The organism is Zoogloea ramigera, from assembly GCF_006539865.1.
Taxonomy (GTDB): Bacteria; Pseudomonadota; Gammaproteobacteria; order Burkholderiales; family Rhodocyclaceae; genus Zoogloea; species Zoogloea ramigera.
In genome coordinates this window covers 1-11,309 of sequence record NZ_BJNV01000102.1, presented here as the reverse complement: position 1 = coordinate 11,309, position 11,309 = coordinate 1, and the positions used below count along the sequence as shown (strand labels likewise).

9 protein-coding genes and 2 CRISPR repeat arrays are annotated in these 11,309 nt (G+C 62.2%); of the genes, 8 read left to right on the top strand and 1 reads right to left on the bottom strand.

The features are described 5' to 3' along the window. The 7 genes from casA to cas2e all read left to right on the top strand — a co-directional run. The coding region (casA, locus tag ZRA01_RS18770; RefSeq protein WP_141354907.1) for a type I-E CRISPR-associated protein Cse1/CasA at positions 1-1,104 on the top strand (1,104 nt) is incomplete at its 5' end. 10 nt (positions 1,105-1,114) lie between these two features. Beyond that, positions 1,115-1,627, top strand: a complete 513-nt coding sequence (gene casB, locus ZRA01_RS18765) for a type I-E CRISPR-associated protein Cse2/CasB (protein ID WP_170183028.1) — start codon at positions 1,115-1,117, stop codon at positions 1,625-1,627. Between the two features lie 51 nt (positions 1,628-1,678). Beyond that, entirely contained in the window at positions 1,679-2,743 is a 1,065-nt protein-coding gene (gene cas7e, locus ZRA01_RS18760; protein WP_141354905.1) for a type I-E CRISPR-associated protein Cas7/Cse4/CasC, read from the top strand. Positions 2,744-2,747: 4 nt separating this feature from the next. Then, positions 2,748-3,506, top strand: coding sequence for a type I-E CRISPR-associated protein Cas5/CasD (cas5e, locus tag ZRA01_RS18755; RefSeq protein ID WP_141354904.1), 759 nt, complete (start codon positions 2,748-2,750; stop codon positions 3,504-3,506). A gap of 3 nt (positions 3,507-3,509) precedes the next feature. Then, a complete protein-coding gene (cas6e, locus tag ZRA01_RS18750; RefSeq protein ID WP_141354903.1) occupies positions 3,510-4,223 on the top strand; it encodes a type I-E CRISPR-associated protein Cas6/Cse3/CasE in 714 nt (237 codons plus the stop codon). Between the two features lie 2 nt (positions 4,224-4,225). Then, positions 4,226-5,152 (top strand): type I-E CRISPR-associated endonuclease Cas1e, encoded by a 927-nt coding sequence (cas1e, locus tag ZRA01_RS18745; RefSeq protein WP_141354902.1) that lies wholly within the window; start codon positions 4,226-4,228, stop codon positions 5,150-5,152. Next, positions 5,133-5,429, top strand: coding sequence for a type I-E CRISPR-associated endoribonuclease Cas2e (gene cas2e, locus ZRA01_RS18740; protein WP_141354901.1), 297 nt, complete (start codon positions 5,133-5,135; stop codon positions 5,427-5,429). The genes cas1e and cas2e overlap by 20 nt, the downstream gene beginning before the upstream one ends. An 87-nt stretch (positions 5,430-5,516) precedes the next feature. Beyond that, positions 5,517-5,911: direct repeats of the CRISPR family, unit length 29 nt; unit sequence GTGTTCCCCGCGCCCGCGGGGATGAACCG. A 114-nt stretch (positions 5,912-6,025) separates the two neighbouring features. Here cas2e and ZRA01_RS18735 read toward each other — a convergent pair. Beyond that, entirely contained in the window at positions 6,026-6,238 is a 213-nt protein-coding gene (locus ZRA01_RS18735) for a hypothetical protein (RefSeq protein ID WP_141354900.1), read from the bottom strand. A gap of 717 nt (positions 6,239-6,955) precedes the next feature. Here ZRA01_RS18735 and ZRA01_RS21415 point away from each other — a divergent pair. Beyond that, positions 6,956-7,837: a cupin domain-containing protein gene (locus tag ZRA01_RS21415; protein ID WP_371859322.1), complete on the top strand. Its 882-nt coding sequence runs from the start codon at positions 6,956-6,958 to the stop codon at positions 7,835-7,837. Between the two features lie 237 nt (positions 7,838-8,074). Further along, positions 8,075-11,296: direct repeats of the CRISPR family, unit length 37 nt; unit sequence GTTTCAATCCACGCCCGTCATTGCTGACGGGCGAATC. Positions 11,297-11,309: the final 13 nt, after the last annotated feature.

Here is an 11,309-nt window from a genome sequence, read left to right as displayed (position 1 = left end):
CCTTTGACCACGCTGCTGTTGTCCGGCACTCCTCAGAGCTTGTGGCAGGATTTGTGGCTCAACGTGCAGCCACGCGCCCTGCACCTGGAGAGTTGTGGGAACGCTGGCTTGAATTTGCCGCACCACCGCTTTCCGTGGCTAGCAGACATCACCGTTACTCAGCCGGGGCAGGAGACTGCACCGGTGCAGGTGCACCCGGATCACATTTTCTGGGCAACCCCACGCCGCATCCGTTTGAATATGGATGGACTCATGAGCGGCAAGTGCGACATTTGCGGGCGCACCTCGGACCGATTGATCCGGCAGTTCTACGCCAAGAACTATGGCCTCAACTACAAGGGCGCCTGGCTGCATCCTCTGTCCCCTTATTACTCGAATAAGGGAGAGTGGCTCCCGATGCATCCTCAGCCTGGAGGCATTGGTTATCGCCACTGGCTGGGTTGGGTGCTGGGAGTCTCCGACGGCAAGGAGCAATTGCGTCCGGCCCGAACTGTGGTCTCGGCTTTGGACGGGACACGCAGCCGGCAGGTCGGGCCGAGCCTCCGCCTGTGGGCCTTCGGTTACGACATGGACAACATGAAGGCCCGTTGCTGGTACGAGTCTTCGCTTCCGCTATATGGACTCGCCGATTGCAATCCGGATGCCCTGCGCACCCTGACCGGCAGCGCGGGCGGCTGGCTGGCGGGTGCCCGCCTAGCCGTGCAGGCCTTGCGCAACGCGGTCAAGGATGCCTGGTTCGGCGGTGATGCTCGGGGCGATTTCAGCGCCGTCGACATCAGCTTCTGGGGTGCCACCGAACGGGCTTTTTTCCTCCAGTTGCACCACTGTATCGAGGCCTTGCGCCTGGACCCGCTGGCGGAGCCCGATACGCTTGAGCTCCGCCAGCGCTGGCAGGCCCAGCTGCAACATGCTGCCTATCAACTCTTCGATCAGCAGTTCGTCGGTGCCGGTCCCGTAGAGCGTCAACACCCGCGTCGAGTGGCTGAAGCCCGTCGTCGGCTGGGCTACGCCCTCTGCGATGAGAAATTACTCACGGCCCTGCGCCTCCCCATTCCCGAAAAAACCGCCCGCAGCCGCCGCAAGGCCATGCCGGCCCAGCCTTGAAGGAGACTCCATGAGTGAACGTTTCGAGCGGGATAAACCCATCGGAAAAGCCCTGGCCGAGTGGTGGCAAGGCCTGGAGAACGATCGCGCAAGCCGGGCTATCCTGCGCCGCGCCGCCGGCCCCACCGAGGTGGCTCTGTCCGCCCCTTACCAGCGCCTGTATCGCCGCCTGCAACTCCAGGGGTGGAATCCGGACAGCAAGGCTTACCTTGATGACCGTCTCGCCGCTGCCGTGGGCTTGCTGGCACATGTCCGGGAGGATAGTCCTGGTCTCTCACCCGCCAAATCCATGAGCCAAAGGAAGGCCGGGGATGACCGCCTGGCGGTGAGCGAATTGCGCTTTCTTCGTCTGCTCGACGCCCGGGACATCGAAGCTCTCTATGACAGCCTCCGTCGAGTGCTCCCCCTGATGGATGGCCGGGTTGATGTGCTCGCTCTCACCAATGACCTGCTGCAGTGGGGCGAGCAAGTGAAAAAACGTTGGGCCTACGCCTACGAGTGGCCTGCTCGCACTAGCTCTTGACGCTTTGCCCAGTCATTCCTATCTCATTCAGTCACCTTCCGGAGACCGCTCATGCAACGTTTCGTGCAACTGCATCTGCTCACCAGCTATCCGCCCTCCAACCTCAACCGGGACGACACGGGCCGCCCGAAGACCGCGCTGATGGGAGATGCGCAGCGCCTGCGCATCTCCTCCCAGAGTCAGAAGCGGGCATGGCGTACATCTGAACTCTTCGAGTCCGCCCTGGCCGGCAACATTGGTACCCGTACGAAGGACATGGGTAAGCGCATCCACGAAGCGTTGACGTGCGCCGGCATCGCCGACAAGGCTGCTCGCGAATGGGCGCGGCAGATCGCTGGGCGCTTTGGCAAGCTCAAGTCCGACAAGAAGATGGATAAGGACGAAGATCTGCAGATCGAGCAACTCGCTCATTTCAGCCCGGAAGAAGTGGAAGCCATCGAGGCCTTGGCCAAGACCTGCGCCGAGCGGGGCGGAGCCCCCTCCGACGAAGAGTTGCAGTTGCTGCGCAAACCACGCAAGGCGGCTGACATCGCCATGTTCGGGAGAATGTTGGCCGACAGCCCGGCCTTTAACATGGAGGCTGCCGTGCAGGTAGCCCATGCGATCACCGTGCACAGCAGCCCGGTGGAAGACGACTACTTCAGCGCAGTCGATGACCTCAACAAGGGGCTCAGTGACAAGGGGGCTGCGCATATCGGTGAGCGAAGCTTCGGGGCGGGTCTGTATTACCTGTACATCTGCATCGACCGCACACTCCTCGCGGAGAACCTGGGCCAGGATGTCGCGCTTGCCCGCCGGGTACTGGAGGCCTTTTTGCACGCTGTCACCAAGGTCTCTCCCACCGGTATGCAAAATAGCCACGCCTCCCGCGCCTACGCCAGCTACGTGTTGGCTGAAAAGGGTGATCAGCAGCCACGCTCGCTGTCCCAGGCATTCCTCAAGCCGGTCAAGCCCTACGGTGATCAGGACATGCTTGATCTCGCCGTCCACGCAATCGAACGCCGATACCAGAACTTCGATAAGGTCTATGGCCCCTGCGCTGACGCACGCAAGAGCCTGAACGTGGAGAAGGGCGAAGGCAGCCTTGCCGAACTGATTGCCTTTGTCCAGGACTGAGGCCATGGACTTTCTGGTCTTTCAATTGCAGGGGCCGATGGCAGCCTGGGGCGACACCGCCGTGGGCGAATTCCGCCCCAGCCTGGATGCTCCCGGTCTCTCGTCGTTGGTGGGGTTGCTCGGTGCGGCACTGGGCCTGCGCCGCGAGGATGAGGCCGCCCATGCCGCGCTTCGTGATGGATACGGTTATGCGGTGGGCGTACAGGCTGCAGGTCGGCTGCTGCGGGATTACCACACCGCCCAGGTGCCCGGACAGACCAGCCTGAAAAAACGCCCTCACGCCTCACGGCGGGACGAACTGGCGCTGCCTCGGGACGAACTAAACACCATCCTGTCGACCAGGGACTACCGTCAGGATGCCGCTTGTCTGGTAGCCCTCCAGCCGCGGGGAGAGGCGCCATATTCCCTCGAAGAACTGGCAGAGGCTTTGCGGTACCCGCGCTTCGCACTCTACCTGGGGCGCAAAGCCTGCCCACCGGCCGCGCCTTTGTTTCCTCAGGTGATAAGCGCTGATAATGCCGAGTCAGCCTTTGAAGACTACCTTCTGCAACTGACCGCCCGCCTCGACGTTCTGGACAAGGTGCACAGCCGGCACGGCCTGCCATCTCCTCAAGCTTTGGAGCGCCTGATTTGGGGCGACGGCATCCGTGTGGATCTTGTTCCCGATCTCACCACCTCCCGCAAGGACCGCCCGATCCGCCGTCGCGGCTGGCAGTTTGGTGACCGCACCGAATATCAGGCATTTTTTCGACCGGAGGCTTGAGACATGTATTTCAGCCTGATCATGCCCCATCCCGATCGGGAACTTGCTGCCGCTCATGCCCGATTGAGCGGCCCATACGCGGAACACCAGTGGCTGTGGAGGTTTTTCCCTGCCGAGGCCGGCAGCCCGCGTGATTTCCTGTTCCATCGCCGTGAGGTAGCGGGGCGGCCACGTTACTACGTGGTCTCGGTACGCGCTCCTCATTCCGACGACCCGTCCTGGCTGGTCCAAACACAAAGCTACGCACCGCGTGTGGCCGCCGGAATGCGTCTGGGCTTTGAATTGCGCGCCAATCCTGTGGTGAGCCGCCGGGTGGACGGCAAGCATGGTCGGCATGATGTGGTAATGGACGCTAAGCGCCGCATGCTTGCCGAGCGAGGTTTGTCCCGCTGGGTGGAATGGAAGCCTGACCGCATCGCCGCCGACGGCCAGCCCGATCCACGGCCACAGCTCTACGAACTTGTCCAAAGCAACTGCAGCGCCTGGCTAGAGGCTAGGGCCGAGGCGGGAGGCTTTGCCATCGATCCAGCCTGTCTGGTGGCTGACGCCTACCAGCAACAGGCCGGCAAGCAGGGGCAGTTGCATTTCAGTACCGTTGATTTTCGTGGGGAATTGACTGTAATCGACCCTGACCGGTTCAGTGCCACGCTGCGCCAGGGTATCGGCCCCGCGAAAGCCTTCGGCTGTGGCTTGCTGCTAGTGCGACCGTTGCCCTGACCATGCTTCCACCCCTCAAACCCATTCCCATCAAGGAGCGCATGTCCATCGTCTTCGTCGAAAAGGGCGAGATCGACGTGGTGGACGGCGCCTTCGTCGTGGTGGATCAGCAAGGCTTTCGGGTGCGGCCGGTGCTCACGCACATTCCGCTGGGCGGGGTCGCCTGCATCATGCTGGAGCCGGGCACGCGGGTGTCCCATATGGCGGCAGCGCTGGCGGCGCGGGTGGGCACGCTGCTGGTGTGGGTGGGGGAGGCGGGCGTGCGCCTGTATTCCTCCGGCCAGCCCGGTGGAGCGCGTGCCGACCGCCTGCTCTACCAGGCGCGGCTGGCGCTGGACGACGCCCTGCGGCTGAAGGTGGTGCGCAAGATGTATGCGATGCGCTTCGGCGAGGAGCCGCCGGCCCGCCGTAGCGTGGAACAGTTGCGCGGCATTGAAGGCGCGCGGGTGAAGCGCAGTTATCAGCTGCTGGCCCAGAAGTTCGGTGTCAAGTGGACCGGTCGTGCCTACAACCCCGAGGACTGGGACGTCTCCGACCTGCCCAATCGCTGCATGTCGTCCGCCACAGCCGCGCTGTATGGCGTCACGGAGGCTGCGGTGCTGGCTGCCGGCTACGCGCCGGCGGTGGGTTTCATCCACACCGGCAAGCCCCTGTCCTTTGTTTACGACGTGGCCGACATCTACAAATTCGACACGGTCGTGCCGGCAGCCTTTCAGGTGGCTGCCTCCAGCCCGCCCAACCCGGAGCGAGCGGTGCGCCTGGCCTGCCGTGACATTTTCCGCAAGACCAAGCTTCTGGAACGCATCATCCCCGATATCGAGGAAATACTCGCCGCCGGTGAGATCCCCCGTCCCGAGGCGCCGGAAGACGCCGTCGGCCCGGCCATTCCTAATCCGGAGAGCTTAGGCGATGCTGGTCATCGTGCTTGAAAACGCTCCGCCGCGGCTGCGTGGCCGGCTGGCGGTGTGGCTGCTGGAGGTGCGCGCCGGGGTTTACGTGGGCACTTATTCACGCAAGGTCCGTGAGCACATCTGGACCCAGGTGGAGGCCGGTATCGAGGACGGCAACGCGGTGATGATGTGGTACGCCAACAACGAAGCCGGCTTCGAGTTCCAGACTCTCGGCGCTAACCGTCGGCTGCCCGCAGACTGGGACGGCGTCCGGCTGGTCAGCTTCCACCCCGAACGGATGTCGGACGATCTTTAACAATTTGGCATGATTGAAAGAGGCAAAAAATCTGGTGGCTCGGAGTGGTGCTGGATTCTCGCGTAGAATCAATGTGTTGAAAGAAGTGTGTTCCCCGCGCCCGCGGGGATGAACCGTCGCGGCGGTGTGTCGGGTGTCGTGGAACGTGGTGTTCCCCGCGCCCGCGGGGATGAACCGACGGGCAACAAGCTAGCCGTTGTTGGCTGCGCGTGTTCCCCGCGCCCGCGGGGATGAACCGTCGACCCCGCCCAAGTCGATCCCGCCCAAGTCGTGTTCCCCGCGCCCGCGGGGATGAACCGCGTAAGCGCCGGGGTGAGCGAATCGACCTTGAGTGTTCCCCGCGCCCGCGGGGATGAACCGTATTCCGGGGATATTTTCGCCGGTGCCAGAATGTGTTCCCCGCGCCCGCGGGGATGAACCGGTCGAGATCCTGCGCGGCGCGGTCGAGAGCGCGTGTTCCCCGCGCTCGCGGGGATGAACCTGCCTTCGTCTTTGACTTGGATATCGATCATCGCTATTCTCGAATCAGAAGAAGACCGGTGTTCGCCGATTGGTAAAGGCTAGGCTTCGGCTGGTGGATGCGGGTTCGATTCCCGTCACCGGGCTTCTTCACCCATTTTGATGAAGCGGCCTGTGTCCTGCAGCCGCCCAGCCCCTTCCTTGGTTCCCGGCAGCCGGTAGGCATTCACTACCGTGTCGATGCGGCCGGCCTTCTTGGCGACGTGGGCCGGCTCCATCGCCACATACACCACGCCGTCCTCGAGCTCGCGCACAAAGGCGAAGGTCTCGTGCTTGGGGTCGAAGTACACCGCGTCCGGTCGGGCGATGATGCCCGGCGTGTTCCCCGCGCTCGCGGGGATGAACCGGATTTCGGAACTTCTACGAGATTGGGACGCACGTGTTCCCCGCGCCCGCGGGGATGAACCGCCACGCGCCTGAAGGATGCGAAGCACCGGCTTGTGACCGGCACATTGGAGCCACCCCGTGATCGGCGTAATGGAGCCACCCGCTGACCGGCGCCCTGCATGGTCTCCACGGCGCCATTCACGGCGCGTGTTCCCCGCGCGAGAGCAATGCTCCCCACGCTCACGGAGATGGCCCCTCCCGCAGAGAGCTACGTGGGCTTGCTCCTCGTCTTACGTTGTTTCTGATCGCTGCTGCCGAGTCCGGCATTTGTTCGGAGGCGTCTCCGCGCAAGTGGCTCGCAGGCTTGTGTTTGACAACCTCACGGCCAACAGGAGTCTGGCCCCTATCTTTCAGGCCGGCCAGCCCTGCCACCGACCTGATTGCGCAGCCGCACGTCAGGGGCACCTCGAGGTTTCACGGCCGATTCATTCGGTGGCTCCCCATCAATTGCTCTGCCGGGCTTGAGTTAATCCTGCCAATGTCATACTCTCCACGTCAATACATTCGCATCAAGCGCCGCAGGCGGACATCCGATGAAGCCAACTACCCCGATAACCTATCAGCCGTATCTCGGTGTGCAACCCTATGTCACCAAAGATCGCTCCACGATCCGGGAGCTGATGTGTCCGACGCGCCATGGCAACCAGGCCCAGAGCCTGGCCGAAGCCGTCATCCCGGCGGGTGGGCGCACCTTGCTGCATCGGCACCTGACGTCCGAGGAGATCTACTACATCGTCCGTGGTGACGGCATGATGACTCTCGACGGCAAGGCCTTCTTCGTCAAGGCGGGCGACACCATCTGCATCCCTCCCGGCACGCCCCACGCCATCAAGGCTGGCACCCGGGAGCGCCTCCGCATCCTGTGCGCCTGCTCGCCGGCCTACTCCCACGACGATACGGAGTTGCTCGAGGCCGAGCCGGTCGTGGTGCCTCAAGCCCCCAAAAGGGTGCCAGCCCCCGCTCCGGTGGCCAAGCCACCTGCCGCGAAGCGCGTCAAGAAGCCCATCGCACTCGATCTTCGGAGTGGCGCCAACTTCAAGGCCGTGCGGGACTCCCTCGACATGGGGCAAGGGGTGTTCTGGAAGCGGGTGTTCGTCACCCAGAGCGGGGGCAGCCGCTACGAAAATGGCCGCAACATCCCCGAGGCGGTCAAGACCCTCCTGAAGCTCGTCTACACATCGCCGGCCGATTCCGAAACCTTCCTGGCCCGGCTGAGGGCGCCCTATCAGGGGCTTCCCCCGGTCAAGGCCAGGATGTACAAGGATGCCCGCTCGGGCCCCGATCTCAAGGCCTTGCGCAGGGCCTTGAGGATCAACCAGACCACGTTCTGGAAAGGGCTCCAGGCCACCCAGTCGGGCGGCAGTCGTTATGAGTCGGGGCGCAACATCCCGGCATCGATCCGCGCCCTGGTCATTCTGGTGTTCGGCTCGGAGCAACACGCCAGGCAACAACTCGACGCGCTGCGCAATCCCGCTCCCGCCAAGGCCAGCAAGACGAAGTAGCCGGGGACGGCTTCCACGTTGTCGCGGTCAGTGGCAACTTCTTCCGCTGCATCCCTCAAGTCGTCTTGAATGCTTTCTAAACGATTGACCACCGCAACAGATCCACCTTTGGTCGATATATGGGAGCCAGTTTCAGTGGTGTCTCAGCCGGTGAACCGGACGTTTTTGTGGTTCGTTCCCGTCATTGCTGACGGGCGAATCGGCCAGGCCCGCGCGCTTGATCAGCTCGGTGTACAGGTTTCAATCCACGCCCGTCATTGCTGACGGGCGAATCCACGATGCACAGGCAAAGCCCATCGCCAGCGCGACGTTTCAATCCACGCCCGTCATTGCTGACGGGCGAATCGGTGAGTCTGGCGACGTGGCATCTGCTGTCACGCTGTTTCAATCCACGCCCGTCATTGCTGACGGGCGAATCCTTGCTACGCATAGACTGCGCCCCCGTATTCAGCGTTTCAATCCACGCCCGTCATTGCTGACGGGCGAATCGCAAGGGTTTATGGCTGTTCCACGTCATCGAACCGGTTTCAATCCACGCCCGTCATTGCTGACGGGCGAATCGGCGTCGTCGGGCTCCCTGGCGCTGGATTGGTCGGGTTTCAATCCACGCCCGTCATTGCTGACGGGCGAATCGCTCGGTGAGCAGGCGCTCGACCTCGCCGTCGGTGTTTCAATCCACGCCCGTCATTGCTGACGGGCGAATCGCAGGCGCAGGGCTTCGTCGAAGGCGGTGACGGTGTTTCAATCCACGCCCGTCATTGCTGACGGGCGAATCCGAGCGCGGGTTTGTTTTTCGCGAAGGCAATAACCGTTTCAATCCACGCCCGTCATTGCTGACGGGCGAATCCCCCCAGCGCCTTCGCCACCACTTTAGCATCATCGGGTTTCAATCCACGCCCGTCATTGCTGACGGGCGAATCTTTGTACAACTATTCGCTCATGTCCGATGAACGGGCATGTTTCAATCCACGCCCGTCATTGCTGACGGGCGAATCAGATTAACCGTGGGCGGGGCTGCCAGATCGTTCGGTTTCAATCCACGCCCGTCATTGCTGACGGGCGAATCGGTGCTTTTCAAGTTGGAGGTGCAGGAATGAGCAAGTTTCAATCCACGCCCGTCATTGCTGACGGGCGAATCGACATCGCCGCCGTGCATCGCCGCCTGGTGGAAGTGGTTTCAATCCACGCCCGTCATTGCTGACGGGCGAATCCGGCCAGGCCGTTGCCCAGGTTGGCCAAGCCGCTGTTTCAATCCACGCCCGTCATTGCTGACGGGCGAATCACCCACTGCGGCGAGAACTGACTGACCGCGTTGCGTTTCAATCCACGCCCGTCATTGCTGACGGGCGAATCTCTGCCCGTCGTTTGCTGCTGACCAAAAAAGGACATAGGTTTCAATCCACGCCCGTCATTGCTGACGGGCGAATCCGAGCAAGCCGCCGCCTTGCAGACTCTCCAGGGCGTTTCAATCCACGCCCGTCATTGCTGACGGGCGAATCCCAGCGTCGCGGCCCTCACCGCCGAGCGCGACACCCTGTTTCAATCCACGCCCGTCATTGCTGACGGGCGAATCCCTGATCCGGCTGCACCGCACCCACAGCACGCTGATCGTTTCAATCCACGCCCGTCATTGCTGACGGGCGAATCGATCACGCTACCGGATGACCTCCTGCGCACTGACGTTTCAATCCACGCCCGTCATTGCTGACGGGCGAATCTCCGAGAGGCCGCGGTGGGCGACGACGGCATCGATGTTTCAATCCACGCCCGTCATTGCTGACGGGCGAATCCATGGCAGCGGCGGTCGATATGGAATTGACGCCGGTTTCAATCCACGCCCGTCATTGCTGACGGGCGAATCCTACTCGTCGCGCGAGATTGAGGATTACCTGACCCAGTTTCAATCCACGCCCGTCATTGCTGACGGGCGAATCGGCTCGTGGCCGGGCCGATGCTCTGGCAATCGGCGTTTCAATCCACGCCCGTCATTGCTGACGGGCGAATCGTGCTGCTCGCCAAGATCGGAGCCCTGTAAATGCTCGTTTCAATCCACGCCCGTCATTGCTGACGGGCGAATCATCCGCCAGAGCGACATAGTCGGACAGATACCACTGTTTCAATCCACGCCCGTCATTGCTGACGGGCGAATCCAGCACCTGGGCGGTGCGGGTGTAGTTCTCGAAGGGGTTTCAATCCACGCCCGTCATTGCTGACGGGCGAATCAGGATGGCGACTTTGCAGCCCACGGGGAGGATGCGGTTTCAATCCACGCCCGTCATTGCTGACGGGCGAATCCTCCGTCGGGCAGGTAGGGGTCGGGGAAGGTGCCGAGGTTTCAATCCACGCCCGTCATTGCTGACGGGCGAATCGATGAGGTCGGGGCGGTCCATGGTGTGCGTGTGCTCAGTTTCAATCCACGCCCGTCATTGCTGACGGGCGAATCAGGCTTTGAAAGCTTACCAACAATGGCCTCAGCAGTTTCAATCCACGCCCGTCATTGCTGACGGGCGAATCCCTGCCCACCAGTCGGCAGGGAAGGTAGTAGATTGAGTTTCAATCCACGCCCGTCATTGCTGACGGGCGAATCGACAGCGGGGGAAAGATCAACGTCAGGGATTCGAGTTTCAATCCACGCCCGTCATTGCTGACGGGCGAATCCGTGGATCTTCGTGGCGGTCACCACGCTGATCATCGGCGGTTTCAATCCACGCCCGTCATTGCTGACGGGCGAATCCTTTTTTTACGTCTGTCGCCTATGAACCAAGAATCAGTTTCAATCCACGCCCGTCATTGCTGACGGGCGAATCGCCCCAGCCCAGCAAGCGGCCGAAGCTCACCGTGGGTGTTTCAATCCACGCCCGTCATTGCTGACGGGCGAATCCGTTACAAAGCCGTTCATCACCGCGCTGTATCACTGGTTTCAATCCACGCCCGTCATTGCTGACGGGCGAATCGCCCTCACCGAGGTGCAGTCCGACACCATCCTCAAGTTTCAATCCACGCCCGTCATTGCTGACGGGCGAATCGCGATGCAGGCGCGAAGTACTTCGGAGAGGGGACTGTTTCAATCCACGCCCGTCATTGCTGACGGGCGAATCTTGGCGAGCGGTGCGCGCCTGCCGAAGCAGTACCTTGTTTCAATCCACGCCCGTCATTGCTGACGGGCGAATCTGGCGGTGGCCTTGCCGGCTTCGGCGAGCAGGTTGGAGTTTCAATCCACGCCCGTCATTGCTGACGGGCGAATCGGGCATCGTGGCGGACATGACGCGCCGTGCTGCTTCGTTTCAATCCACGCCCGTCATTGCTGACGGGCGAATCCACGCTCGAGATGCGGCTGAACACGCTGATCATGTTTCAATCCACGCCCGTCATTGCTGACGGGCGAATCACTGCGCATTCCGCCTATATGTGGCCCCTCGTGAGTTTCAATCCACGCCCGTCATTGCTGACGGGCGAATCCCCCTCCGTCGCC

Coding starts and splice junctions, on each gene's coding strand:
- cas5e (WP_141354904.1), top strand. CDS start 2,748: ATGGACTTTCTGGTCTTTCAATTGCAGGGGCCGATGGCAGCCTGGGGC.
- ZRA01_RS21415 (WP_371859322.1), top strand. CDS start 6,956: ATGTGTCCGACGCGCCATGGCAACCAGGCCCAGAGCCTGGCCGAAGCC.
- cas1e (WP_141354902.1), top strand. CDS start 4,226: ATGCTTCCACCCCTCAAACCCATTCCCATCAAGGAGCGCATGTCCATC.
- cas6e (WP_141354903.1), top strand. CDS start 3,510: ATGTATTTCAGCCTGATCATGCCCCATCCCGATCGGGAACTTGCTGCC.
- casB (WP_170183028.1), top strand. CDS start 1,115: ATGAGTGAACGTTTCGAGCGGGATAAACCCATCGGAAAAGCCCTGGCC.
- cas7e (WP_141354905.1), top strand. CDS start 1,679: ATGCAACGTTTCGTGCAACTGCATCTGCTCACCAGCTATCCGCCCTCC.
- cas2e (WP_141354901.1), top strand. CDS start 5,133: ATGCTGGTCATCGTGCTTGAAAACGCTCCGCCGCGGCTGCGTGGCCGG.